We start from the raw sequence: 24,176 nt of genomic DNA, 5'->3' as shown, positions 1-24,176 counted from the left end.
CTACTGGTTGGCGAGGACCTGGTTGACCTGGGTCTCCGCGGTGGACAGCAGCTTGGCGGGGTCCGCGTTCTTGTTGGTGAGGACACCGGACATCACGTTGTCCAGGACCTTGTAGATCTCCTGGGCCTTCGGCGGCTCGGCCTTGCCGGGGATCGGGTTGTCCATGAAGGCGCGGAAGTTCTCCACCGGCATCGTGGCGCTCTCGGTCTTCAGCTGGTCGTCCTTGGTCTTGCTGGCACCGATGAAGAAGGCCGGCTGGGGCAGACCGACGGGCAGGCCGTCCGCCTTGGAGCGCGCGTACTCGAACTGGCCCTTGCCGACGCTGAGCGTCTTGAAGTTCAGCCAGGCGATGGCGGCCTTGATCTTGTCGGGCGAGCTGCCCTTCTTGATCATGTAGTCGTTGCCGCCGAAGAGGGTGGCCTTGCCGCCGGGGATCGGGCCCATGCCGAAGTTGGCGTAGTCGGCGCCGAGCTGCTGGACCATGTACGTGATGTCGTCCGGCGCGGCCAGGAACATGCCGAGCTTGTCGGTGGCCATCTGCTTCTGCAGGTCGCCCCACTTGAGCAGCTGCGTCTGGCCCATGCTGTTGTCGGTCCAGCGCATGTCGTGCAGGTTCTGCACGACCTGCTTGCCGAGGTCGGTGTTGAACCCCGCCTTGGTGCCGTCGGCGGAGACGACGTCGCCGCCCAGGCCGTACATCGTGGCCGTGAAGTGCCAGCCGCCGGTGTTCTGGGCGCTGTAGTCGCCGTACCCGGCGATGCCCTTGCCGAGGCCGGCGATCGCCTTGGCCGCGGTGCGCACGTCCTCCCAGGTGGTGGGCGGCTTGTTGGGGTCGAGGCCGGCCTGCTGGAAGAGCTTGCGGTTGATCAGCAGGCCCATGGTGTAGTTGCTGGTGGGCAGGCCGTAGAGCTTGCCGTCCTTCTTCAGGACGTTCAGCACGTTGGGGTCGATGTCGTTCAGGGCCGGGACGGTCTTGTCGGTGACGTACGCGGAGATGTCCGCGGCGCCGTCGTTGTCGAGCACCTGCTGCAGGTCGGTGAAGTACGTGTAGAACACGTCCGGCTGGGACTTGGCCTTCAGCGCGGCCGTGAAGCGGGCCGGCTCCTCGCACTGGCCGGGCGTCGACTTACCGTCGATCGTCACGTTCGGGTACTTCTTGTTGAAGGCGGCGACGTCCTCCTTCCACTCCTTGAGCTCCGCCTTCTTCGCGGCCGGCGGCATGCAGTCGATGGTCAGCGTGACCTTGGCCTTCGGGTCCAGCGGGGCGGTGGGGTCGGACGAACCGCCGCCCGCGTCGTTGTCGTTGTCCGCACTGCTGCTGGTGCCGCAGGCGGTGAGGACGGCCAGGGCCATCACGGAGACGAGCGTGGCCGCGGAGGCACGGCGAGCGGGGCGGAACCAGGAGCTTGTCATCGGTGGTCCCCTTCGGGCATGAGCGTGGAAGCCCCCGACCACACGCAGCGGGGGCGTCGCACACTCAAGCACCACAAACAGGTGTCCGCAATATCTCGCGCAGATTTCGCAAAAGATTGACGGCCTTGCGCAGCTCGGCAACGAAGCACGCGAACACCGGGAACGGAGCGGGAACCCCGAGGCCGCAAACGCGGACCGGGCGGTTCCGACGTCGTCGGAACCGCCCGGTCCGCGGGGGCGCGCGGCCGATCAGCCGCGCACGGGCCCCGTCGTCCCGCGGACGACCAGCTCGGGCTCGTACAGCAGCTCGTCGGAGGCCACCTGCTTGCCCGCGATCTTCAGTGCGAGCAGCTCGACGGCGGTGCGGCCCATCGCCTCGATGGGCTGCCGCACCGTGGTCAGCGGCGGGTCGGTGCAGGTCATGAACGCCGAGTCGTCGTAACCGACCACGGAGACGTCGCCGGGCACGGACAGCCCCAGCCGGCGCGCCGCCCGCACCGCGCCGAGCGCCATCGGGTCGTTGGCGCAGATGATCCCGGTGACCCCGCGCTCCCAGAGCTTGGCGGCCGCGGCCTGGCCGCCCTCCAGCGTGAACATCGCCCGCCCGACGTGCTCGTCGGGCAGCGACCCGCCGCCCGCGGCGGCCGCGGCCCGCGCCGCGGTCAGCTTGCGCCGCGACGGCATGTGGTCGGTGGGCCCGAGCAGCAGGCCGATCCGCTCGTGGCCCAGCGAGGACAGGTGCCGCCAGGCCTGCTCCACGGCGACCGCGTCGTCGCACGACACCCGCGGGAAACCGAGGTCCTCTATCGCGGCGTTGATCAGCACCACCGGCAGGTTCCGCTCGGCCAGCAGGCGGTAGTGGTCGTGCGGCGCGTCCGCCTGCGCGTACAGGCCGCCGGCGAAGACCACGCCGGAGACGTGCTGCTGCAGCAGGAGCGAGACGTAGTCCGCCTCCGACACCCCGCCCGCGGTCTGCGTGCACAGCACCGGCGTCAGGCCCTGCTGGGCGAGGGCCGCCCCCACGATGTCGGCGAAGGCCGGGAAGATCGGGTTCTGCAGCTCCGGCAGCACCAGCCCGACCAGCCGGGCCCGGTTCCCCCGCAACTGCGTCGGCCGCTCGTACCCCAGCACGTCCAGCGCCGTGAGCACCGCCTGCCGGGTGCCCTCCGACACCCCCGGCTTCCCGTTCAGCACACGGCTGACGGTGGCCTCACTGACCCCGACCTTCTTCGCTACTTCGGCAAGCCGTCGCGTCATGAGCGCAAGCATACGACATGACATGCAAGTGGTTTGCGCTCATGCGCAAGACCGTTGGGACGCCCGGCACCCGGGGGTGCCGCCGTGGCAGGAGGGACCGAAGCGTCGCCTCACCCTCAACCTGGGCCAATACAGCGCCCACCTGTCCTGAATAGCGCGCTTCACGACCGTTCCCTGTGGGTAACACTCATTCGACGGCGGGTGCCGGACCCGTACGTCCCTGCGTGCTTCTCACCTCTCCGAGGCAGTCGATCAGAGCCGCTCGTACCTGCCCGGAGCTTCGCTTCTTCGGGCTGCCGCCGCCATGACGGGCGGGCGTGCGCCGATCGGGGGGTCACATGGCGCGTTCCAGAGAGGTGGGCGGAATCGCCGCCCTGCTGGTCATCGGGGTCACCGCCGTCCTGGTGCTCACGGCCGCCGTCGCCGTGGCCCTGGGCAAGCTCATGGTGACTCTCGCCTCCCCCTCGGGCCCCGGCCAGGACTCCGCCGCCCCCACCTTCATGGCCGCCAACGCCGCGTTCTCCGGGCTGGCGCTGGCGGCGGTGCTCGTGACCTTCGGCGTACAGCAGCGGAAGGCCCACCTCCAGCGACGGGAACTGGCGGCCCAGCGGAAGGAGTTGAGTGGCACGCACAACCAGCTCTACCGCACCGCCGAGGCGGAGCTGCGCACCTTGCACGTCGAACTCCTCAAGATCGGCATTGAGCACCCGGAGTTGGCTTCCGTGTGGCCGGAGTTAGAGACCGTTCCCGCCGATCAGGCCCGAGAACTGTTGTACGCCAACATGATCTTCACCCATCACCTCTTTGTGTTGCGCCTGGGCAGCCTGTCCGCGATCGAGTTCCAACAGGTGCTGCGCGACCTGGTGAAGAGCCGCCGGTTCCGCGAGTACTGGACGTGGTCCCGACCGTTCCGTCAGGCCCGCCTAGACCCCACCGGCGACGAAGCGCGGCTCGGGGCGATGGTGGACGCGTTCATCAGAGAACTGGAAGCCAATGGCGGAGGTCGGTACCCCTGATCGGCTGAATTTCTGTCACGGCTACACCAAAACTGCACCCTGGAAGCACTCGATCCACTAGAGAGAAAGGATCTTCGAAGCCTCATGGGAGGGAAGGGGCCATTCACGGAACGGCGCGACCTCCCGGAACGGGATGGATCAGCGTGGAGATCGTGCGCAGAATCGGGGCCTCACCTCGCGAACGCGGAAGCACCGCCGCCGCGACATGCCCCGATATCTTCGAGTTGTCCGATGGCAACTTTGCAGTCATCGGCACCGATGCCACAGCTGACCTGGACGGCAAACTTCCGGGCGACGCGGCCCGGGCGGACTACGAGCGGATCGTCGTGATCACTCGCGACACGCTCCTTCGCGCCAAACAGGACATCCCCGACCTCTAATCCGCCGCTCGCGAACTGTCGGCCTCCCCCGCGAACCGCTCGGAGGGGGAGGCCGCACCATGCCGTGTCGGGCCATCCCGAGCCCCTTCGACGAGCACCCGACGTCATACGGGAGGGGCGGGAGAGCTGGGGGTGGTGCGGAAGGTTAGGCTTACCTTCATGAGCACCTGCACCTCCGCGTCCAGCTCGCTGGCGGAGCCCGTCGCCGCGACGGCGGCCACCGCGCGGACCTGGCTGCTGCTGGAGCAGCCGGGGCCGTGGGGTCCCAAGGCACTGACCGGGAGCCATCTGGATCCGCGGGTGGGCAGGGCGCTGGAGCGTGCCGCGGCCGGTACCGGGGTACGGGTCGGGCTGATCCGGCGGCCCGGGCGGCACGCGGACCGGCATGACGTGCGGCGGCGCACGGCGTACGTGGCGCACACCGTGCCGGGTGGCTCCTGGGTGCGGGACGCGGTCGTGGAGGACCCGGCCGCGCTGCTGGGCCTGGACTTCGAGGCGCTGGGCCGCGGCGACCACCGCGGCTTCGGGATGCCGTACGAGGGCGACCCGCTCGCCCTCGTCTGCACCAACGGCAAGCGCGACCGCTGCTGCGCCCTCAACGGCCGGCCGCTCGCCGCGGAGCTGGCCGCCTCGGGGCTCGGTGAGGTCTGGGAGGTGACCCACCTGGGCGGGCACCGGTTCTCGCCGACGATGCTGGTGCTGCCGTACGGCTACGCCTACGGCCGGGTCGACGCCGCGCTGGCCCGGCAGGTGCTGGCGGCCGCCCGCGAGGGCGGCATGGTGCTGGAGGGCTGCCGCGGACGTTCCGCGTGGGAGCGTCCGGGCCAGGCCGCTGAACTGGCCGTTCGGCGGCTGACCGGCGAGCTGAACGCCGAGGCGCTGACCGTGGACGGCGAGCACGGTACCCGCGTGCGGCACCGCGACGGCCGGGCCTGGGACGTCGCGGTGACGCCGGTCGCGGCGGAGCCGCCCCGGCCCGAGAGCTGCGGGGCGGCCGTGGGGGCGCCGCTGCGGATGGAGATCAGCGGCATTCAGCCGGCGCTCTTGACGAACTCCGTGGTGTAGGTCTTGCCCAGGTCCACCTGGGCGTTCTGCAGGTTGGGGTTGAAGGCCTTGAGGACCCGTTCCACCGTCTCGGGTCCGCCTTCGGGCATCACGCCGTCCTTGGTGAACATCGGCAGCGTGCTCTCGATCGCCTTGACGTAGAGCTCCTGCCCGCCGCCCTGCGCGTAGTCGGCGGGCATCTTCGCGGCGATCTCCGCGGCGCTGTGCGTCGACATCCAGCGGAGCGTCTTCACGAAGGCGTTGGCGAGCTTCTGCACCGTCTCCTTGTGGCTGTTGACCCATTCCGTCTGCATGTAGAGGCTGGAGGACGGGTAGAGCCCGCCGAGCGCCTGCCGCGATCCCTCCGGCGTGCGCATGTCGATGAGCACCTTGCCGAGCCCCTTGTCCAGGATCGTGGCCACGGTCGGGTCCGTGGTCATGCCGCCCTGGATCGAGCCCTGCTCCATCGCGGAGATGAAGGTCTGCCCGGCGCCGACCGCGACCGGGGTGAACTCGCTGGTCTTCACGCCGTTGCTGACGGCCAGGTACTTGGTGAGGAAGTCCGTGGACGAGCCGATGCCGGTCACGCCCAGCTTCCTGCCCTTGAAGTCCTCAGGGCCCGTGAGGTCGCCGGCCGCCGCGTTGGAGACGATCTCCACCTCGCCGGGCGCCTGCGAGAACTGCACCACGGACTCCACCTGCTTGCCCTTCACCTGCAGGTCGAGCGTGTGGTCGTAGAAGCCGACGGTGCCCTGCACGTCGCCGGAGACGAGCGCGGTCTCGGCCTGTACGCCGGCCGGCTCGGTGAGCAGTTCGACGTCCAGTCCCTCGGCCTTGAAGTAGCCGAGCCGCTCGGTGAGCATCGCGGGCAGGTAGATGACCTTGTCCAGGCCACCGACCATGATCTTGACCTTGTCGCCCTTGCCGCCGGAGGCGGAGGCGGAGTCGCCGCCGCACGCGGTCAGCGTGGTGAGGGCGACGGCGGAGGCGGCGACGGCGGCCGCGGCCCTGAGGGTTGCGCGCATCTGGTTCACGTCCTTGTGAAGGGGGGTGGGCGGGAGGCGGTGGCGGGGTCAGCGGGCGGAGCCGGCCTCGCCCGGCTTCCAGCGGAAGAGCCGCTTCTCCAGGAAGGTCAGCAGGCCCTCGGCGAGCAGCGCGACGACCGCCAGGATCGCCATCGCGGCGTACACGCCGGCCGAGTTGAAGGTGCCCTGCGAGGCGGCGACCAGCAGGCCCAGGCCCTTGGTGGCGCCGATGTACTCGCCGACGATGGCGCCGATGAGGGCGAAGCCGAAGCTCACGTGGAGGCTGGTGAAGATCCACGAGGTGGCCGAGGGGATGACGACCTGGAAGGTGACCTGACGGTCGCGGGCGCCCAGGATGCGGGAGTTGGCGACCAGGTTGCGGTCGACCTCGCGGGCGCCCTGGAAGGCGTTGAAGAACACCGGGAAGAAAACCAGGACGACGGCGGAGGCCACCTTGGAGGCCGGGCCGAGTCCGAACCAGATCAGGAAGATCGGCGCGAGCACGATCCGCGGCAGCGCGTTGAGCACCTTGATGTACGGGCCGAGGACGTCGGCGAGGAAACGGATCCGCCCGAGGGCGATGCCGAGCACCACACCCGCGACGACGCCGATGACCCAGCCGAGCAGGGCCTCGTAGAGCGTGTACCAGATCTGCTCCCACAGGGTGCCCTGCGCGGTGCCGTCCACGGCCCAGGTGCGGATCTGCTCCCAGATCCTGGAGGGCATCGAGAAGTGGAAGGGGTCGACGGCCCCGGCCCTGGCCAGCCACTCCCACAGCCCGAGGACGGCGACCAGCAGCAGCACGCGGCTGCCGTGGACGAGGTAACTCCGGTTGCGGGCGGCGCGGGCGCGCGAGCGCGCGCGGTCGGTGCCCGCGGGGTCCACGGTGGCGGCGGCCGAAGGGGCCGCCACGGTCTCAGGCGACATCGGCCGCACCCCTCTCGCGGGTGATGCGGACCTCTTCGCCGAGCGAGGCCCAGATCTCCCGGTAGATCTCGATGAACCGCGGCTCCAGCCGCACGGACTCGACCTGGCGCGGGCGCGGCAGGTCGATCTCGAAGACCTCCTTGACCGTGGCCGGCCCGGCGGTCATGACGACGACCTTGTCGGCGAGCGCGATGGACTCCTCCAGGTCGTGGGTGACGAAGACGACCGAGGCGCCCGTGCCGGACCACAGCTCCAGCAGCTCGTCGGACATCAGCGCGCGGGTCTGCACGTCGAGCGCGGAGAAGGGCTCGTCCATGAGCAGGATCTCGGGGTCGTTGACGAAGGTGGCGGCGAGCGCGACGCGCTTGCGCTGGCCGCCGGACAGCTGGTGCGGGTAGCGGTCCTCGAAGGCGGACAGGCCGACGCGGGCGAGCCACTCACGGGCCCGCTCCCTGGCCTCGGCCTTGGGCACGCCGCGGAAGCGGGGGCCGGCCATGACGTTGGACAGCACGGTCCGCCAGGGGAAGACGGCGTCCTGCTGGAAGACGTAGCCGACCTTGTCGCCGATGCCGCGCACCGGCTCGCCGGCGACCAGCACCTCGCCCTCGGTGGGCTCCTCCAGCCCGCTGACCAGGGTCAGGGTCGTGGACTTGCCGCAGCCGGTCGGGCCCACGACGGCCACGAACTCCCCGCGGCCGATGATCAGGTCCAGGTCGCGGACGGCGGTGTGGAGGGCCCCGGACGGGGTCCGGAACGCTTTGCTCGCTCCCCGCAGTTCGATGGCGGGGCCGGTCTGTGTGCTCATGCGCCGGGACGGTAGGCGTGGTCCCGGCCACGGCGGCACCCTTGCGGTCACAACTGCGCCTTGTGCCCACAACCCCCTGTTCTGCTCGTTTTGCTCGCGCTACAACAACGAAAGGGCCACGGGGGCTGGGCAGCGGACCCCGGCCGCGTTTACGTTGCGTTCACAGCCGGGCGAACGGACGGGCGAATTCCGCAAGGGCGCGGAAGACCGGGAAGGACAGGGGTGACGTAGATGCGCATCCGCTGGCCCCGCCGCGTCTTCGCCCAGGTGCTGCTCGTCCAGGTGGTCCTCACCACCGGCGTCATCACCTTGGCCACCGGGCTGTTCCTCGCCCCGCTCAGCTCCCAGCTGGACCAGCAGGCGATGCGGCAGGCGCTGTCGATCGCCCAGACCACCGCCGCGACCCCGGGTCTCGCCCACGACCTGGTCACCACGCGCCCGAGCGTCACCGGTCCGGTGCAGGAGGAGGCCGAGCGGATCCGCCGTGCCACCGGTGCCCTGTACATCGTCGTCATGGACACCCGCGGTGTGCGCTGGTCGCACACGGACGTCGCCCAGATCGGCCGGCACGTCTCCACCGACCCCAGCGTGGCCCTGTCGGGGCGCGAGATCATGCAGATCGACCGGGGCACCCTCGGGCGTTCCGCGCGCGCCAAGGTGCCGCTGCACGGGGCCGGCGGGAGGATCGTGGGCGCCGTGTCGGTGGGCATCGGGTACGACAGCGTGCGGGAGCGGCTGCTGGCCACGGTGCCGGTGCTGCTGCTGTACGCGGGAGCGGCGCTCGCGGTCGGCGTACTCGCGGCGCTGCTGGTGTCGCGGCGGCTGCAGCGCAGGACGCACGGGCTCGCCTTCGCCGACATCTCCGCGCTGCTCGACGAGCGCGAGGCGATGCTGCACGGCATCCGTGAGGGCGTCATCGCCCTGGACGCCCGTGGGCGGGTGCGGCTGCTCAACGACGAGGCGCAACGGCTTCTCGGCCTCGGTCCGGACGCCGCCGGCCGCGCCCTGGACGAGGTGCTGCCCGCCGGGCGGACGACCGACGTGCTGGCCGGCCGGGTCGCGGGCACCGACCTGCTCACCGTCAGCGGGGCGCGGGTGCTGGTCGCCAACCGGATGCCGACCGGGGACGGCGGTGCGGTGGCCACCCTGCGGGACCGCACCGAACTGGAGCGGCTGGGGCGGGAGCTGGACAGCACGCACGGCCTGCTGGACGCGCTGCGCGCCCAGGACCACGAGCACGCCAACCGCCTGCACACCCTGCTCGGGCTGCTCGAACTCGGCCTGTACGACGAGGCGGTGGACTTCGTCGGCGAGGTCGCCGACGCCCAGCGGGCCTCCGCGGAGCAGGTCGCTGAACGGGTCAGGGACCCGCTGGTGTCCGCCCTGCTGGTCGGCAAGTCGGCGATCGCCGCGGAGCGGGGCGTGGCCCTGTCGGTCTCCCCCGTCACCCTGCTCCCGGACCGGGTCGTGGACCCGCGGGACCTCGTCACCGTGCTCGGCAACCTCATCGACAACGCCCTGGACGCGGCGGGTTCGCGGGTCGAGGTGGAGCTGCGCGCCGAGGGCACGACGGTCGTGCTGAGGGTGTCCGACGACGGCCCCGGCGTACCGCCCGAGGCCCGTGAGCAGATCTTCGCCGAGGGCTGGACGACGAAGCGGTCCCCGGCCCACCGCGGCCGCGGGCTCGGCCTCGCGCTCGTGCGGCGGCTCGCCGAACGGTACGGCGGCATGGCCCGGGTGACCGCCCGCGCGGGCGGCGGCGCGGTCTTCACCGTCGTCCTGCCGGAGGCGCTGGCCGGCGCGGAACTCACCTCGGCCGCGTCCGCGGCCTCCGGGGCGTCCGCGAGGGGAGCACGATGATCGACGTCATGGTCGTGGACGACGACTTCCGCGTCGCCGAGATCAACGCGGCCTACGTCGCCAGGGTCCCCGGTTTCCGGGTGACCGCCCGCGCCCACACCGCTGCCCAGGCGCTGGCGACGCTGGAGCGCATGCACGTCGACCTCGTCCTGCTCGACCACTACCTGCCGGACGAGACCGGCCTCACCCTGGTGCGGCGCATGCGGCAGCTCGGCCACAGCGCGGACGTGATCATGGTGACGGCCGCCCGCGACGTGGCGACCGTGCAGGCGGCGATGCGCTTCGGCGCGCTGCAGTACCTGGTCAAGCCGTTCAGCTTCGCCGGGCTGCGGGCCAAGCTGGACGCCTACGCGGCGCTGCGCCGCACGCTCGACGGCGTCGGCGGGCGCGGCGAGGCCGGCCAGGAGCAGGTGGACCGCATCTTCGGCGCGCTGCGCACGGCCGGTGCGGCACCGGCGGACCTGCCCAAGGGGCACTCGGCACCCACCGCCGACCTGGTGCGCAAGGTCCTCACCGAGGCCGCGCAGCCGCTGTCCGCCCACGAGGTCGCGGCACGCGCGGGCATCAGCCGCTCCACCGCGCAGCGCTACCTGAAGTTCCTGGAGCGCGAGGGCCGGATCAGCCTCACCCTCAAGTACGGCGACACCGGCCGCCCCGAGCACCGGTACGCGTGGGCGCGCACCGGCTGACCCGGTTCACCGGCGGGCGAGTTCACGGCTCAGCGCCCGCGCCGCCGCGCACACCACGGGCGCGACGCGGTCCGGCCGCAGCCCCCGCGTGGCGCCGGTGACGGAGACGGCGGCGACGGGGAAGGGACGCGGGCCCAGCCGCGGCCCGTGGACGGGGGCGGCGACGGCGGAGACGCCGACCTCGGCCTCCTCCCAGGCACGGCGTAGCCGCGGGCCCGGGTGCGGACGAGGTCCTGCTGGAGCAGCCGCGGCACGACGATGGTCCGCGGGGTGCGACGGCGCGGCCCGCCGCCGAGCACCGCGGCCAGGCCGGGCGGGGTCCCGTAGGCGAGCAGCGCCTTGCCGGTGGCGGTGCAGTAGGCGGGGAGGCGGCCGCCGACCCGGGAGATGATCCGCAGGGAGCGGCGGCCGGTGAGCTTCTCCAGGAAGACGGTGTCGGCGCCGTCGACGACGGCGAGGTGCACGTTCTCGTGGGTGGCCTCGTACAGCTCCTCCATGAACGGCCGCGCCGCCTCGCGCAGCCGCCGGTGCGGCACCCACTGGCCCAGTTCGAGCGCGATCCCGTCCTCCCCCGCGGCGAAGGCGCCGAGCAGCGCGGCCCTGCGGGCCAGCATCGACCGGCTCTCCGTCACGGTCGCATCCTCGGCGCTCATGAGTGCCCCCGCAAGGGCACCTCGACCAGCAGCGGGCCGTCGAGGCCGCCCACCGCCGCGACCGTCCGCGCCAGTTCCTCCGTCCCGTCCGCACGGACCGCGGGGATGCCGAAGAAGCGTGCGGCCAGCCGCCAGTCGAGCTCGCCCAGGTCGAGGCCGGGGTGCGGGACGGAGGGGTTGCCACCACGGGTGTCGAGGGTGTCCTTCAGGGTGCGGTACTCGCCGTTGGCCATCACGACGAACAGGACCGGCACCCGGTGGTGCGCCGCGCTCCACAGCCCCTGCAGCCCGAACATCGCGCAGCCGTCCCCCAGCACGGCCACCACCGGGCGTCCGGGCGCGCCGAGTCGGTGGCCGACGGCCGCGCCGATGCCCCAGCCGAGGCCCCCGCCGACCGTGTGGACGAAGCCGCCCGGCCGGTCCCGGCGCAGCACACCGCGCAGGTGCACCCCGACGGTGATCGACTCCTCGACGAGCACCGCCTCCTCCGGCAGTGCGGTGGCCAGGGCGTGCGCGGCGGCGAGCGGGTCGACCGGGGCACGGCGCCCCGCGGACCGGGCCCGCAGGTCGAGCCGGTCCCGCGCCTCGGCGTGGCGGGCGCCCGCCTCCCGTATCCGCTCGCGGGCGGTGTCCTCGGGGACCAGCCGGGCCAGGTGGCCGGCGAGCGCGGCCAGTGAGGAGTCCAGCGGCCCGGTGAGGCCGAGGGCGACGGGGAAGTTGCGGCCCGGTTCGGCGGGGTCGGCGTCGATCTGCACGACCGTCAGGTGCGCGGGGACGGGCGGGCCGGGACTGTAGTGGTGCGGGGTGAAGGCCCGGCAGCCGGCGATGAGCAGCGCGTCGTGGCCCTTCAACCGCTCGTGGATGCGGGCGTTGACGGGCGGCAGCGGTCCGGCGTAGAGCGGGTGGGAGCCGGGGAAGTCCAGGTGGTCGTTCATCGGCTGGTGGTAGGTGACCGCGCCGAGCGCCTCGGCGACCCGTACCAGCGCCCCGACCGCCCCGTCCCGGCCGACCCCGTCACCGGCGACGACCGCGGGCCGTCCGGCGGCGGCCAGCAGGGCCGCCGCCCGGTCGAGCCCGCCGGCCGGGCCGGGCGGCGCGAGGGGGGAGCGTCCGGGGACCTCCACGGGTGCGGCGTCCTCGAGGACGTCCATCGGCACGGAGACGAACACCGGGCCCTGAGGCGGCTGCCGGGCCAGCGCGAAGGCGCGGCGCAGCACGAGCGGCAGGTCCTCGGGGCGGTGCACCTCCTCGGCCCGTTTGGCCGCTCCGGAGGCGAGGGCGACCAGGTCCCCGGCGAGCATGGGGTCCTGGAGCAGGTGGCGCCGGTCCTGCTGGCCCGCCATGACGACCAGCGGGGTGCGGGAGCGCCGGGCGTTGAGCATCCCGATCAGGCCGTTGGCGGTGCCGGCGGCGATGTGCAGGCTGGCGAAGGCGGGACGGCGGGTGGCCCGGGCGTAGCCGTCGGCCATGGCGACGACCGAGCCCTCCTGGACGCCGAGGACGTACTCGGGCGAAGGGCCGGGCCCGGACAGCGCCTCGAGGAAGGGGAGTTCGGTGGTGCCCGGGTTGCCGAAGATCCGGTCCACCCCCTCGTCGGCCAGGATCTCCAGCAGGGCCCGCAGGGCGGTCGTCATGGCGGGTACGCCTCTCATACGCTCATGCCGCCGTCGACCGCGACGGTGGCTCCGGTGGTGAAGCTCGCGTCGTCGCCCGCGAGGTGGAGCACGGTGCGGGCGATCTCCTCGGGTGCCGCGTGCCGGCCGAGGGGGACCATCGCGTCGAACGCCCTGGCCGCGTGCTCGGAAGGCTGCCCGGTGGCGGCGGTCTCGATGCGCCGCATGAACGGGGTGTCGGTGGGGCCCGGGTGGATGGTGTTGACGCGGACGCCGCGGGCGGCGCACTCACGTGCCGCGACGCGCATCAGCCCGGCTTGGGCGTGCTTGGCCGCCGTAACCGCTGATGCCGGGGTCGGCGGTGAGTCCGGCGACGCTGGAGTTGATCACCACGGAGGCGAGGGTGACGATGAACGTCGGCAGCCCCACGTACGTCGCCACGAGCGCGTTGCCCGCCCCGGGCAGCGCCGACAGCACCAGCACCGCTGCGGCCGCCGCCCAGGGGGACCAGCCGTCGCGGATGTGGACCGTGCCGACGGTCACGCCGAGCGCGTACACCCCGCCGGCCGGCAGGTCGACCTCGCGCAGGGCGAGGGCGAAGACCATCCCCGCCGCCATCAGCCCCACGTAGCAGGCGTTGTGGGCGGTCCCGGCCAGGTTGGACCGCGTCAGGAAGTCGGGCTCGGCGATGCCCGCGACGAGCACCAGCAGGACCAGTACCGCTGCCACGCCCGTCTCGTCGCGCAGCAGCCGACGCACACGGCTCGATGGCATGGCCGCACAGCGTGGAGGCGCCGCGGGCCTGCGGCAATCAGAGCGTTCCGCCAGGCGGAACGGATATCAAACCGCTCCGGCCCCGGTGAGCGAACGGACCTCGACCTCGGCGAACTTGTCCTCGTCGGCGCGCTCGCGGGACAGGACCGTGCCCAGCCAACCCGCCGCGAAGCCCAGCGGGATGGACACCAGGCCCGGGTTCTCCAGCGGGAAGTACTGGAAGTCCACGCCGGGGAAGAGCGACTGCGGGCTGCCCGACACCACCGGGGACAGCAGCACCAGCACGACCGCCGGGAGGAGGCCCCCGTAGATCGCCCACACCGTGCCGCGGGTCGTGAACCTCCGCCAGAACAGCGTGTACATCAGCGCGGGCAGGTTGGCGGACGCGGCCACCGCGAACGCGAGCCCCACCAGGAAGGCCACGTTCTGGCCCTGCGCGAACAGGCTCAGCGCGATGGCCACCCCGCCGATGCAGACGGCGGCCACCCGGGCCACCCGCACGTCCTGGTTCTCCCTCCGCCTGCCGCCCGGTGCGGTCCTTCGACGGCGCAGCGTCGCGTGGAGGTCGTGGGCGACCGAGGCGGACGAGGCGAGCGTGATACCGGCGACGACGGCCAGGATCGTGGCGAAGGCGACCGCCCCGACGACCGCGAAGAGGACCGTTCCACCGGTGGAGCCCGCTCCCCCGCCCAGGTCGAGGGCGAGCAGCGGCACCGCCGTGTTCCCTGCGGCGTTGGACGCGCGCACGGTGTTCGAGCCGACGAGCGCCGCCGCGCCGAAGCCCAGCACGATCGTCATCAGGTAGAAGCCGCCGATGAGGCCGATCGCCCAGACCACCGAACGCCGCGCCGAGCGTGCCGTGGGCACGGTGTAGAAGCGCGACAGGATGTGCGGCAGCCCGGCGGTGCCCAGCACGAGGGCGAGGCCGAGGCTGATGAAGTCCAGCCGGTCGGTCCGGCTCTGCCCGTACAGCCTGCCGGGGGCCAGGAACTCCCGGCCCTGGCCGCTGCCGTCGGCGGCCGAGCGCAGCAGCGCTCCGAGGTCGCCGTGGAAGCGCACGAGGACCAGGACGGTGAGGGTGATCGTGCCGCCCATGAGGAGCACGGTCTTGACGATCTGGATCCAGGTCGTGGCGCGCATGCCGCCGAAGGCGACGTAGAAGACCATCAGCGCGCCGACGCCGATGACGGTCCAGGTGCGGGCGGCCGATCCCTGACCGCCGAGCAGGAGGGAGACCAGGCTCCCGGCGCCGACCATCTGCGCGACCAGGTAGAGCACGGAGACGGTGACCGCGGAGGTGCCCGCGGCGATCCGGACCGGGCGCTGGCGCATACGGGCGGTGAGGACGTCGGCGAGGGTGTAGCGGCCGCAGTTGCGGACCAGTTCGGCGACGAGCAGCAGCACGAACAGCCAGGCGACGAGGAAGCCGACGGAGTAGAGCATGCCGTCGTAGCCGAAGAGCGCGATGAGCCCCGAGATGCCGAGGAAGGAGGCGGCGGACATGTAGTCGCCGGCGATGGCGAATCCGTTCTCCAGCGGGGAGAAGAGACGGCCTCCGGCGAAGAACTCCACGGACGAGCTGCGCCGTCGGCCGGCCCAGGCGGTGATCGCCAGGGTGACGGAGACGAAGACGGTGAAGAGGACCAGCGCCAGGCCCTGGTGGTTGCCGGTCACCGCATCCGCTCCTGGGTGTCCCAGCGCAGGTCGAGGGCGGCCCGGTCCCGGCGCAGCCGGGCGTGCCGGGCGTAGGCCCAGGTCAGGAGGAAGGTCGTGGCGAACTGGGCGAGGCCCAGGACCATGGCCACGTTGAACTCGCCGATCAGCGGCCGGGCCATCAGCCGCGGCGCGGTCGTCGCCAGGACGAGGTAGAGCAGGTACCAGGCGAGGAAGGCGGCGGCCGCCGGGAAGACGAACCGCCGATACCGGGAACGCACCTCCTGGAAGGGGCCGCTGGCCTGCACCTCGCGGTACACCCGGGCGTGCGCGTCGGCCGGGCGGGCCTGCGTCGGGAGGGAGACCGGCGGTGGCTCGGGGCCCTCCCACTCCCCCGCGGCCAGGACGTCGTACCAGGGGTCGTCCACCCACAGCCCTCCGGTTTCCGCCCGGTCGTGCTCTTTCACGAACTCTCCTCGCCTCACGGGCCGATCGGCCGTGCGCCCAAGCATGGACATTGCGGGAAGATCCGGGAGCCTCCAAGCAGAAACCTTCACCTCATCGGGTGATGGTCCCCCACTCCTGGGGGTGGGCAGGCTCCGGCGCCCTCCACGGGTGGGTGACCGTGGAGGGCGCCGGCACGGGGAACCGGTCCGTCAGGCGTCGATCCGCGAACGGTCGAGCGTGGCGGCGGAGTTGGCGATGAACTCGCGGCGCGGCGCGACCTCGTTGCCCATCAGCAGGTCGAAGGCGAGCTCCGCGCCCTCCAGGTCGCTGATGTTGATCCGGCGCAGGGTGCGGTGGCGCGGGTCCATCGTGGTCTCGGCCAGCTGGTCGGCGTCCATCTCGCCGAGACCCTTGTAGCGCTGGATGGAGTCCTTGTAGCGGATGCCCTTGCGCTCGAACTCCAGCAGCGTCTCGCGCAGCTCCCGGTCGGAGTACGTGTAGACGTACTTGTCCTGCCCCTTGCGGGGGTTGGTCAGCTCGACCCGGTGCAGGGGCGGCACGGCGGCGAAGACCCGGCCGGCCTCGACCATCGGCCGCATGTAGCGCTGGAAGAGCGTCAGCAGCAGACAGCGGATGTGACTGCCGTCGACGTCGGCGTCCGTCATCATGATGATCTTGCCGTAGCGGGCCTGGTCGATGTCGAAGGTGCGGCCCGAGCCTGCTCCTATGACCTGGATGATGGCGCCGCACTCGGCGTTCTTCAGCATGTCCGTGACCGAGGACTTCTGGACGTTGAGGATCTTGCCCCGGATCGGGAGCAGCGCCTGGAACTCGGAGTTGCGCGCGAGCTTGGCCGTGCCCAGGGCCGAGTCACCCTCGACGATGAAGAGTTCGCTGCGGTCCACGTCGTCGCTGCGGCAGTCGGCCAGCTTGGCCGGCAGCGACGAGGACTCCAGCGCGGTCTTCCGGCGCTGCGCGTCCTTGTGCTGCCGGGCGGCGATCCGGGTGCGGGCCGCGGCGACGGCCTTCTCCAGGACGGCGCGGGCCTGCTGCTTGTCGTCCCGCTTGGTGGAGGTGAGGAACGCCTTGAGCTCGCGGGACACGACGTTGGCCACGATGCGGTTGGCCGCCGAGGTGCCCAGCACCTCCTTGGTCTGGCCCTCGAACTGCGGCTCGGCGAGCCGGACCGTGACGACCGCCGTCATGCCCTCCAGGGCGTCGTCCTTGACGATGTCGTCCTCGGCGACGCGCAGCAGCTTGGTGGCGCGCAGGACCTCGTTGAACGTCCTGGTGACGGCGCCCTCGAAGCCGCGCACATGGGTGCCGCCCTTGGGCGTGGCGATGATGTTCACGAAGGAGCGCAGCGTGCTGTCGTAGCCGGTGCCCCAGCGCAGGGCGACGTCGACGCCGAGCTCGCGGGTGACCTCGGTCGGGGTCATGTGGCCGAGCTCGTCGAGGACCGGGACGGTCTCCTTGAAGGTGCCGCTGCCGGTCAGCCGCAGCACGTCGCAGATCGGCTTGTCCGGGGTGAGGTACTCGGCGAACTCGCTGATGCCGCCGTCGAAGTGGAAGGTGTCCTCGACCGGCTTCCCGTCCTCCGAGCCGTTGTCGGGGCGCTCGTCGCGGACGACGATCGTGAGCCCGGGGACCAGGAACGCGGTCTGACGGGCGCGCTGGTGGAGCGTGTCCAGGGAGAGCTTGGCGTCCTTGAGGAAGATCTGACGGTCCGCCCAGTAGCGGACGCGGGTGCCGGTGCGGGCCCGCGGCACCTTCTTGACCTTGTCCAGCCCGTTGCCCGGCTCGAAGGCTGCCTCGGGGCCGACCTTGGCGAAGCTGCCGGGGACGCCGCGGCGGAAGCTGATCGCGTGCGTGTGGCCGCCGCGGTCGACCTCGACGTCCAGCCGGGCGGAGAGCGCGTTGACGACGGAGGCGCCGACACCGTGCAGACCGCCGGAGGCCGCGTAGGAGCCGCCGCCGAACTTGCCGCCGGCGTGCAGCTTGGTCATGACGACCTCGACGCCGGACAGACCGGTCTTGGGCTCGACGTCGACGGGGATGCCGCGGCCGTTGTCCCGTACCTCGACGGAGGCGTCGCCGTGGAGGACGACCTCGATGTGGTCGCAGTGGCCGCCCAGGGCCTCGTCCACCGAGTTGTCGATGATCTCCCACAGGCAGTGCATGAGGCCGCGGCTGTCGGTGGAACCGATGTACATGCCGGGGCGCTTGCGGACCGCTTCGAGGCCCTCGAGCACGAGCAGGTGTCGCGCGGTGTAGTTGGAGCCGTCACGATCTGCACCGGTCAGCAACGCGGTGGACGGCACGGATGTTTCGGCGGTCACGCGAACGTCTCCTCATGAAGTTCTTCAGCCGTATCGGTGAGAGGGTACCGAGGTCACGCACGGCCGTTTCGCCGCGACCCGGTACGGGCATCATGCTAGCCCCTTTTCGAAGGCATGTTCGATCCCTCGTTCGAGTGATACACATGTCACGTTCCCCTGGAGGCATGAACCATTTAGGCTCGGGGCACGTCCTCCTCAACAACCGGCTTCCGGGCCGGGGGGACACAACCGAACAATCTGACCAGTTCTGCCAGAACGACCCGAAGCCGACAGATAAGACGCCAGAGGATCTTTCGCCGCCAATCGGTAGCATCCGGCCGCTACAACGACCGTTTCCAAGGAAAAGACCTGAGCGGGAACACTTTGGGCCTGGTTGGATGTTGACCCTGGTACGACAGCTCGTCGAGCTAGAGAAGAGGCGACGTGACTACAGTTCTGACCCCCGCGAGCCCGCTGACGGCGGCGGACCGCTGCGACCGTTGCGGCGCCCAGGCCTACCTGCGCGTCGTACTCATCAGTGGCGGCGAGCTGCTCTTCTGCGCGCACCACGGGCGTAAGTTCGAGCCCGAATTGAAGAAGATCGCTACGGAGATACAGGACGAGACCGGTCGGCTCACCGCCACCCCGGCCGTCGCGGCCGAAGACGAACGCTGACGCGTAGCACTGCGACGAGCTCTCACGACGGGCGGCCCCCCCTTCCGGGAGGCCGCCCGTCGGCTTGTCCGCCGCACGTCACGAAGAGTGCTGGCCGACCAGTCCCGCCACCGCCGAGACCCGGGTGTACACACCGGGATGCCCCGCCTGGGCGCATCCCGCGCCCCAGGACACCAGCCCTATCAGCCGCCCCTCCGCCACCAGCGGGCCGCCGCTGTCCCCCTGGCACGAGTCGTGCCCGCCGGCCAGGTCGCCGGCGCAGACCATGTCGCTCCTCTGGTACTTGCCTTCCGTACTGCCCGGATACGCCTGCTCACAGACCGAGTCGGCGAGCACCGAGACGTTCGCCGCCATCAGGACGTTCGAGTAGGTCCCCAGGCCCGCCGTGTCCCCCCAGCCGAAGACCTGTGCCTGCGTGCCCGCCTCGTAGGAGTTCACGTCCCCCGGTGCCGCCATGCGTATCGCGCTTCCCGCGGGGAACGGCTCCGCGGTCGTGACGACCGCCACGTCGCCGCTGTTGGTCGTGGGGTCGTACGCGGGGTTGACCCAGACGTTGCGGACCGCCACCTCCCGGCCGTCGGAACCGGCGAGGTCCGTCCGCCCCGCGATGATGCGCAGGTCGGGCACCTGGTCCCAGTCCCCGCCCAGTGCGGTCGGACTGAAGCAGTGCGCCGCGCTGACCACGGTGTTCGGCCCGACGAGCGCTCCGCCGCAGAACTGCCCCGAGCGACCCGTCCCGTAGCGGGACCGGCTCGACAGGACCACCGCCCACGGGTGCTGCTCCGTGGTGACCGGCGTGCCGCCTATGACACCGTTGTCGGCGCCCGGGGCGCCGGGGGCGTACTCCACCGCCGCGGCGGTGGCGGAAGCCGGTAGCGACAGCGCGAGCGCGGACCCGGCTATGAGCCCGCCGATCAGCGTGCTGACCGAGGAACGCATGCATTCTCCTCACCCTCCGGAATGCCCAGGACACCCACAGTGACGTGACGGAACGGGAGTCGCATCCGGAGAGCTGTCCGGAAAAGCCGACGGGCCCGCGGCCGCCGTGGCGGTCGCGGGCCCGTCCGGGCGTCCTGCCGGATCAGTCCAGGTAGTCGCGGAGCACCTGGGAACGCGAGGGATGACGCAGCTTGGACATGGTCTTGGACTCGATCTGGCGGATGCGCTCACGGGTGACCCCGTACACCTTGCCGATCTCGTCCAGCGTCTTCGGCTGGCCGTCGGTGAGGCCGAAGCGCATGGAGACCACGCCCGCCTCGCGCTCACTGAGCGTGTCGAGCACCGAGTGCAGCTGCTCCTGCAGCAGCGTGAAGCTGACCGCGTCGGCCGGCACGACGGCCTCGGAGTCCTCGATGAGGTCACCGAACTCGCTGTCGCCGTCCTCGCCGAGCGGGGTGTGCAGCGAGATGGGCTCGCGGCCGTACTTCTGGACCTCGATGACCTTCTCCGGGGTCATGTCGAGTTCCTTGGCCAGCTCCTCCGGGGTGGGCTCGCGGCCCAGGTCCTGGAGCATCTGGCGCTGGACGCGGGCCAGCTTGTTGATGACCTCGACCATGTGCACCGGGATGCGGATGGTGCGGGCCTGGTCGGCCATCGCGCGGGTGATCGCCTGGCGGATCCACCAGGTCGCGTACGTCGAGAACTTGAAGCCCTTGGTGTAGTCGAACTTCTCGACCGCACGGATCAGACCGAGGTTGCCCTCCTGGATCAGGTCCAGGAAGAGCATGCCGCGGCCGGTGTAACGCTTGGCCAGCGAGACCACCAGGCGGAGGTTGGCCTCCAGGAGGTGGTTCTTGGCCCAGCGGCCGTCCTCGGCGATGATCTCCAGCTCGCGCTTGAGCTTGGGGGCGAGCTTGTCGGCCTGGGCCAGCTTGTCCTCGGCGAACAGACCGGCCTCGATGCGCTTGGCGAGCTCCACCTCCTGCTCGGCGTTGAGCAGCGGGACCTTGCCGATCTGCTTGAGGTAGTCCTTCACCGGGTCGGCGGTGGCGCCGGCCGCGGCGACCTGCTGCGCGGGCGCGTCGTCCTCGTCCTCGTCGGACAGCACGAAGCTCTCCGCCTCGGCCTCGGCCGGGACGTCCTCGTCCTTGCCGGGGGCGGCGTCCTCGATGAGCTCCTCGCCCTCGACGAGCTCGTCGTCCTTCTTGGTCTTGGTCGCGGTGGTCTTCTTCGCCGCGGTCTTCTTGGCGGTCGCGGTGGTCTTCTTCGCCGCAGTCTTCTTGGCGACGGCCTTCTTCGCGGATGCCACGGCATCGTCCTCCGGCTCCGCCACGGGCTCCGCCGCCATGGTGGGGGCGGGGGCCGCGGTGGTCTTGGCAGCGACGGTCTTCTTGACCGGGGCGGCCTTGGTGGCGACGGTCTTGGTGGCAGTACGCTTCGCCGGGCTCTTGGCTGCGACGCTCTTACGGGTGCGCTTGGGCGCCTCGGCGGCACTCACCATCAGCGTCACACCCTCCTCGTCGAGGACCTGGTTGAGGCTGCGCAGAACGTTCTTCCACTGGGTTGCCGGGATCTGGTCCGCTTCGAAGGCTCGGCGCACGTCGTCGCCGGCGATCTGACCCTGAGCCTTACCCCGCTCGATGAGCGCCATCAGAGACTCGGACTCGGCGATCTCCGGCGGGAGCGTACGGGATGTGCTGGCCGACACGAACAACCTCTCGGAACGATGGAAAACGACTACGGTGGGAACCGCTCAGCAACTCAGCGTCATGTTCGTCGCGGATATTCCTCGCACGGCCGCCACCTCTAAGCTCATCGCGCTGCCGCCGAGAGCGTTACGCCCGGCCGTACGTGGGCCGGGTCACACCCCGGATCGGCACCAACCCGTCGATAGCGGGACACTCCCCTGCACGCCACGACCATGCCCGGTCGGATGCGGGCGTCAAACATGGCGGACGGCTCCGCCGCCGGGCCCGGAGGGCGTGGGCCGGCGGCGGAAGTCGGTGCCGTCTCGTGCTGCGCGGGAGCGGTCAGTGCTCCCGGGGGGCGGGGACGACGTGGTCCGTCGAGCCACCGGCACCCGGGTCGGGGTGGGCGGCGAGCAGCTGGCGCATGGCGGTCTCCGCCTCGGCACCGTCGGAGGCGGCCAGCGCCTCGACGACCCGCGTGTGCAGGGCCACCGAGTGTTCACCGGGGCGCTCGCAGCCGGTGACGGGGCCGCCGGAGACCTGCAGGGCGGAGGAGACGATGCCGGAGAGGTGCTCCAGCATCCGGTTGCCCGCGACCTGCAGCAGCAGGGCGTGGAACTCGGCGTCCGCCCGGGAGAAGGTGAGGCCGTCACCCTGTCCCACGGCGTGGGACATGATGTCGGTCATGTCGACGAGGCGCTGCTGGACGTCCTCCCGGCCGTGACCCGCCGCGAGGCGCGCGGCGAGGGGCTCGATCGTCCAGCGCAGTTCGAACAGCTCCCGACGCTGGTCGTCGCGCTGCGGGCCGAAGGCCCGCCATTCGATGATGTCGGGGTCGAGCAGGTTCCAGTCGCTGACCGGGCGGACCCGGGTGCCGACGTTGGGCCGGGCGCTGACGAGGCCCTTGGCCTCCAGCACCCGCAGCGACTCGCGGACGACGGTACGGGAGACCTCGAAGCGCTGGCCGATCTCCTCGGGGACGAGCGGGCGGTCGGCCCCGAGATCGCCGGAGACGATCATCTGGCCGAGTTGCTGGACGAGTTGGCCGTGCAGCCCGCGGCCACGGCTCCCGGCGGCGCGGCGGCCGACCCGGCCCATGTCGGTGTCACCGCCGTCCCAGGAGGGTGCGGGGCCGGGGCGGTCGAGGCCGACGGGGGCGTCGGCGTACGGATAGCGGTCGATGTCCCCGCCGCCGAGACTCGGGTCGGCGGGGCGGGCCGCGGTCATCATGGTGTGCGCAAGGGTACTCACGCATCATTTGTCGGCGATGGCACGGGAGGCCTTGAGGGCTTTCCTGAAAAGCACACGAAAGGGTGAGCACTCATCACCTGATAATTGACGCTTTATCGGAAGGAAATGGGGTTTCTCCGACGCAAGACCATTGCCGCATAGGCACACAAGAGAGCGAAGAGCGACAAAACGAAGGAATAGCGCACCGGTTGGGTCGCCATGCGGACCACGTCGATCGCCGGGGCGGACGCCGCCCGCTTCACCACCGGCGCCACCAGCAGCGGAACCGCGAGGACACCGGCCAGCCCGAGCGCGGTGGTGCGGAACACCCCGGCCGCCAGCACCCCGGCCCAACAGCAGACGAGCACGAGGGCGACCGAGGCCGCAGTGGTGGAGGCCAGCACGAACGGCGCGGGCAGTCCGCCCGCCCCGAACTCCAGGCGCATCACGACCAGGCCGAGCCCCGCCCCCAGGAGCGCGATCAGCGCCGCCGCCGACCCGTTGACGACGAGTTTGGCGAGCAGCAGACGGAGTTGACGGGGCACGGGCGCGTGCGCGGGCACCAGCGCGGGATAGCGGAACTCCTGGCCGTAGGCGAGCGCGCCGAGGAGCCCGCCGCCCAATGCCGCGGGCGGCAGGGGCAGGGAGTGCGACCAGCCGGTCAGCAGGCGCAGGGAGAAGGCGTCGTGCCCGGTGCGCAGCAGCGCCAGGGTGGCCAGTCCCGAGGCGAGGACGGAGACCAGCGCGACGAGCCAGGGGCCGCGGACGCCGGTCAGGCGGCGCAGTTCGTAGCGGACCGGCCGGGCGGGACCGGCGGGCGGCACCGCGGCGCGCGCGGCCGCCAGGGGCACGGCAGGCCGGTCGCGGTCGTCGTGCGGACCCTCCGGAACACCGGTGTCGGCCACCTCGTCCGCGAGGCGGTGCAGCAGGATGCCGTTGCGGAAGGCGGTTTCGCCGACCTGGGCGGTGGTCGCGCCGTGCACGCGGATGCGGCTGCCGCTCTCGTGGGTGATCTCGGTCCCGTCGTCGGTCAGCAGCAGGCCCAGGCGTTCGGCCTGGGGCGAGTGAACGGCTACGTACGGGCGCAGCCGGCGGCGGCCGAACTCGTGGGCGGACTGGTCGGCGACGAGCCGGCCCTTGTCGAGGGTGACGACGCGGTCGCCGAGCCGGCCCGCCGCCTTGGGGTCGGCGCAGGTGACCACGACGGCGCCGCCGCGCGCCGCGTACGCCTTGAGCAGGCCGTACAACCACGCGGTGTCGTGCGGGGAGAGCCCTTGGGCGGGATCGTCCAGGAGCAGCGCGGGAGGGTCTCCGAGGAGCGCCGCGGCCACGCCCAGGCGGCGGTCCATCCCGAGGGAGAAGGTCGACAGGCGGCGTCCGGCCGTTTCGCGCAGGCCCACGATCTCCAGGACCTGGTCGGCGCGTTCAGCGGGGGCCCCGGCCGCGGCTGCGAGCATGCGCAGGTGGCCGCGCGCGGTCCGGGAGGGGTGGCCGGGGACCTCGCCGAGCAGCACGCCCACCGCGTTGGCCGGATGGGTGTGGCGGTGCAAGGGGCGCCCGCCGAACAGCGTGATCCCGCGGCCCGGTTCGAGTTCGAGCATCAGCCGCAGGACGGTGGACTTGCCGGCGCCGCCGTCGCCGAGCAGGACGGTGATCTCGCCGGGACGGGCGTCGAAGCTGAGGTCGTCGACGGCGGGGGGCTCTTCGCCCCGGGACGCGCTGGTCAATCCGATGGCCTGGATCACCATTGCACCATAACGCGCAAATGGC

Annotated in this window: 22 protein-coding genes; 6 read left to right on the top strand and 16 right to left on the bottom strand. The window is 71.6% G+C overall.

Features of this window, described 5'->3' with window-relative positions:
- Together ACFYYN_RS06590 and ACFYYN_RS06585 are read right to left on the bottom strand one after the other, a co-directional pair.
- On the bottom strand, nt 1–1,413 hold the full coding sequence (locus tag ACFYYN_RS06590) for an ABC transporter substrate-binding protein (protein WP_500544910.1): 1,413 nt from the start codon (nt 1,411–1,413) through the stop codon (nt 1–3).
- 249 nt (nt 1,414–1,662) lie between these two features.
- Nucleotides 1,663–2,670, bottom strand: a complete 1,008-nt coding sequence (locus ACFYYN_RS06585; RefSeq protein ID WP_354796787.1) for a LacI family DNA-binding transcriptional regulator — start codon at nt 2,668–2,670, stop codon at nt 1,663–1,665.
- 338 nt (nt 2,671–3,008) lie between these two features.
- Here ACFYYN_RS06585 and ACFYYN_RS06580 point away from each other — a divergent pair, with 338 nt between their 5' ends.
- The 3 genes from ACFYYN_RS06580 to ACFYYN_RS06570 all read left to right on the top strand — a co-directional run bounded on the left by ACFYYN_RS06580 (nt 3,009) and on the right by ACFYYN_RS06570 (nt 5,131).
- Nucleotides 3,009–3,686: a DUF6082 family protein gene (locus ACFYYN_RS06580; RefSeq protein WP_500321940.1), complete on the top strand. Its 678-nt coding sequence runs from the start codon at nt 3,009–3,011 to the stop codon at nt 3,684–3,686.
- 143 nt (nt 3,687–3,829) lie between these two features.
- Nucleotides 3,830–4,066: a hypothetical protein gene (locus tag ACFYYN_RS06575; protein ID WP_500321942.1), complete on the top strand. Its 237-nt coding sequence runs from the start codon at nt 3,830–3,832 to the stop codon at nt 4,064–4,066.
- Nucleotides 4,067–4,225: 159 nt separating this feature from the next.
- Nucleotides 4,226–5,131, top strand: a complete 906-nt coding sequence (locus ACFYYN_RS06570; RefSeq protein ID WP_500544909.1) for a ferredoxin family protein — start codon at nt 4,226–4,228, stop codon at nt 5,129–5,131.
- Here ACFYYN_RS06570 and ACFYYN_RS06565 read toward each other — a convergent pair.
- From ACFYYN_RS06565 to ACFYYN_RS06555, 3 genes are read right to left on the bottom strand one after another with little or no spacing between them, the layout of a single operon-like run.
- Complete coding sequence (locus ACFYYN_RS06565) at nt 5,098–6,135, bottom strand: ABC transporter substrate-binding protein (RefSeq protein ID WP_500321945.1); 1,038 nt, start codon at nt 6,133–6,135, stop codon at nt 5,098–5,100. The genes ACFYYN_RS06570 and ACFYYN_RS06565 overlap by 34 nt on opposite strands.
- A gap of 48 nt (nt 6,136–6,183) precedes the next feature.
- On the bottom strand, nt 6,184–7,062 hold the full coding sequence (locus ACFYYN_RS06560; protein WP_500544908.1) for an ABC transporter permease: 879 nt from the start codon (nt 7,060–7,062) through the stop codon (nt 6,184–6,186).
- Nucleotides 7,052–7,867, bottom strand: a complete 816-nt coding sequence (locus ACFYYN_RS06555) for an ABC transporter ATP-binding protein (RefSeq protein ID WP_500544907.1) — start codon at nt 7,865–7,867, stop codon at nt 7,052–7,054. Before ACFYYN_RS06555 ends, ACFYYN_RS06560 begins: the two co-directional genes overlap by 11 nt.
- Nucleotides 7,868–8,098: 231 nt before the next feature.
- Here ACFYYN_RS06555 and ACFYYN_RS06550 point away from each other — a divergent pair, with 231 nt between their 5' ends.
- Both ACFYYN_RS06550 and ACFYYN_RS06545 read left to right on the top strand, forming a co-directional pair.
- Nucleotides 8,099–9,727 carry a sensor histidine kinase gene (locus ACFYYN_RS06550; RefSeq protein ID WP_500544906.1) on the top strand — a complete coding sequence of 543 codons (1,629 nt, stop codon included), beginning with the start codon at nt 8,099–8,101 and terminating at the stop codon, nt 9,725–9,727.
- Nucleotides 9,724–10,416 (top strand): response regulator, encoded by a 693-nt coding sequence (locus ACFYYN_RS06545; RefSeq protein ID WP_500357438.1) that lies wholly within the window; start codon nt 9,724–9,726, stop codon nt 10,414–10,416. Before ACFYYN_RS06550 ends, ACFYYN_RS06545 begins: the two co-directional genes overlap by 4 nt.
- Before the next feature lie 29 nt (nt 10,417–10,445).
- Here the strand turns inward: ACFYYN_RS06545 and ACFYYN_RS06540 are convergent, their stop codons facing one another.
- From ACFYYN_RS06540 to ACFYYN_RS06510, 7 genes are all read right to left on the bottom strand, one after another.
- Nucleotides 10,446–11,048, bottom strand: coding sequence for an IclR family transcriptional regulator (locus tag ACFYYN_RS06540; RefSeq protein WP_500544905.1), 603 nt, complete (start codon nt 11,046–11,048; stop codon nt 10,446–10,448).
- Between the two features lie 17 nt (nt 11,049–11,065).
- Nucleotides 11,066–12,703 (bottom strand): thiamine pyrophosphate-binding protein, encoded by a 1,638-nt coding sequence (locus ACFYYN_RS06535; RefSeq protein WP_500544904.1) that lies wholly within the window; start codon nt 12,701–12,703, stop codon nt 11,066–11,068.
- 14 nt (nt 12,704–12,717) lie between these two features.
- Complete coding sequence (locus ACFYYN_RS06530) at nt 12,718–12,990, bottom strand: SDR family NAD(P)-dependent oxidoreductase (protein WP_500544903.1); 273 nt, start codon at nt 12,988–12,990, stop codon at nt 12,718–12,720.
- Nucleotides 12,971–13,456 (bottom strand): ABC transporter permease subunit, encoded by a 486-nt coding sequence (locus ACFYYN_RS06525; protein WP_500544902.1) that lies wholly within the window; start codon nt 13,454–13,456, stop codon nt 12,971–12,973. The genes ACFYYN_RS06530 and ACFYYN_RS06525 overlap by 20 nt, the downstream gene beginning before the upstream one ends.
- 66 nt (nt 13,457–13,522) lie before the next feature.
- Nucleotides 13,523–15,130 (bottom strand): monocarboxylic acid transporter, encoded by a 1,608-nt coding sequence (locus ACFYYN_RS06520; RefSeq protein ID WP_500544901.1) that lies wholly within the window; start codon nt 15,128–15,130, stop codon nt 13,523–13,525.
- Nucleotides 15,127–15,576 (bottom strand): DUF485 domain-containing protein, encoded by a 450-nt coding sequence (locus tag ACFYYN_RS06515; RefSeq protein ID WP_500544900.1) that lies wholly within the window; start codon nt 15,574–15,576, stop codon nt 15,127–15,129. Before ACFYYN_RS06515 ends, ACFYYN_RS06520 begins: the two co-directional genes overlap by 4 nt.
- A gap of 189 nt (nt 15,577–15,765) precedes the next feature.
- Nucleotides 15,766–17,895, bottom strand: coding sequence for a DNA gyrase/topoisomerase IV subunit B (locus tag ACFYYN_RS06510; protein ID WP_500544899.1), 2,130 nt, complete (start codon nt 17,893–17,895; stop codon nt 15,766–15,768).
- A 423-nt stretch (nt 17,896–18,318) separates the two neighbouring features.
- On the opposite strand from ACFYYN_RS06510, the gene ACFYYN_RS06505 reads away from it, so the two are divergent.
- Nucleotides 18,319–18,549 (top strand): DUF7455 domain-containing protein, encoded by a 231-nt coding sequence (locus ACFYYN_RS06505; protein WP_499514468.1) that lies wholly within the window; start codon nt 18,319–18,321, stop codon nt 18,547–18,549.
- A gap of 78 nt (nt 18,550–18,627) precedes the next feature.
- Here ACFYYN_RS06505 and ACFYYN_RS06500 read toward each other — a convergent pair whose 3' ends face one another.
- From ACFYYN_RS06500 to ACFYYN_RS06485, 4 genes are all read right to left on the bottom strand, one after another.
- Nucleotides 18,628–19,488, bottom strand: a complete 861-nt coding sequence (locus ACFYYN_RS06500) for a S1 family serine peptidase (RefSeq protein ID WP_500544898.1) — start codon at nt 19,486–19,488, stop codon at nt 18,628–18,630.
- A 142-nt stretch (nt 19,489–19,630) separates the two neighbouring features.
- A complete protein-coding gene (locus ACFYYN_RS06495) occupies nt 19,631–21,196 on the bottom strand; it encodes an RNA polymerase sigma factor (protein WP_499514466.1) in 1,566 nt (521 codons plus the stop codon).
- Between the two features lie 322 nt (nt 21,197–21,518).
- Complete coding sequence (locus ACFYYN_RS06490) at nt 21,519–22,427, bottom strand: FadR/GntR family transcriptional regulator (protein WP_499514465.1); 909 nt, start codon at nt 22,425–22,427, stop codon at nt 21,519–21,521.
- A gap of 92 nt (nt 22,428–22,519) precedes the next feature.
- Nucleotides 22,520–24,154 (bottom strand): ATP-binding cassette domain-containing protein, encoded by a 1,635-nt coding sequence (locus tag ACFYYN_RS06485; protein ID WP_500544897.1) that lies wholly within the window; start codon nt 24,152–24,154, stop codon nt 22,520–22,522.
- Between the last annotated feature and the right edge of the window lie 22 nt (nt 24,155–24,176).

Source organism: Streptomyces sp. NPDC001902 (assembly GCF_042891295.1).
In the GTDB taxonomy this organism is placed as follows: domain Bacteria; phylum Actinomycetota; class Actinomycetes; order Streptomycetales; family Streptomycetaceae; genus Actinacidiphila.
The sequence above is the reverse complement of the archived record's forward strand: the minus strand, read 5'-3'. Positions and strand labels throughout refer to the sequence as shown.

Coding starts and splice junctions, on each gene's coding strand:
- ACFYYN_RS06590 (WP_500544910.1), bottom strand. CDS start 1,413: ATGACAAGCTCCTGGTTCCGCCCCGCTCGCCGTGCCTCCGCGGCCACG.
- ACFYYN_RS06585 (WP_354796787.1), bottom strand. CDS start 2,670: ATGACGCGACGGCTTGCCGAAGTAGCGAAGAAGGTCGGGGTCAGTGAG.
- ACFYYN_RS06580 (WP_500321940.1), top strand. CDS start 3,009: ATGGCGCGTTCCAGAGAGGTGGGCGGAATCGCCGCCCTGCTGGTCATC.
- ACFYYN_RS06570 (WP_500544909.1), top strand. CDS start 4,226: ATGAGCACCTGCACCTCCGCGTCCAGCTCGCTGGCGGAGCCCGTCGCC.
- ACFYYN_RS06565 (WP_500321945.1), bottom strand. CDS start 6,135: ATGCGCGCAACCCTCAGGGCCGCGGCCGCCGTCGCCGCCTCCGCCGTC.
- ACFYYN_RS06560 (WP_500544908.1), bottom strand. CDS start 7,062: ATGTCGCCTGAGACCGTGGCGGCCCCTTCGGCCGCCGCCACCGTGGAC.
- ACFYYN_RS06555 (WP_500544907.1), bottom strand. CDS start 7,867: ATGAGCACACAGACCGGCCCCGCCATCGAACTGCGGGGAGCGAGCAAA.
- ACFYYN_RS06550 (WP_500544906.1), top strand. CDS start 8,099: ATGCGCATCCGCTGGCCCCGCCGCGTCTTCGCCCAGGTGCTGCTCGTC.
- ACFYYN_RS06545 (WP_500357438.1), top strand. CDS start 9,724: ATGATCGACGTCATGGTCGTGGACGACGACTTCCGCGTCGCCGAGATC.
- ACFYYN_RS06535 (WP_500544904.1), bottom strand. CDS start 12,703: ATGACGACCGCCCTGCGGGCCCTGCTGGAGATCCTGGCCGACGAGGGG.
- ACFYYN_RS06530 (WP_500544903.1), bottom strand. CDS start 12,990: ATGCGCGTCGCGGCACGTGAGTGCGCCGCCCGCGGCGTCCGCGTCAAC.
- ACFYYN_RS06525 (WP_500544902.1), bottom strand. CDS start 13,456: ATGCCATCGAGCCGTGTGCGTCGGCTGCTGCGCGACGAGACGGGCGTG.
- ACFYYN_RS06500 (WP_500544898.1), bottom strand. CDS start 19,488: ATGCGTTCCTCGGTCAGCACGCTGATCGGCGGGCTCATAGCCGGGTCC.
- ACFYYN_RS06485 (WP_500544897.1), bottom strand. CDS start 24,154: ATGGTGATCCAGGCCATCGGATTGACCAGCGCGTCCCGGGGCGAAGAG.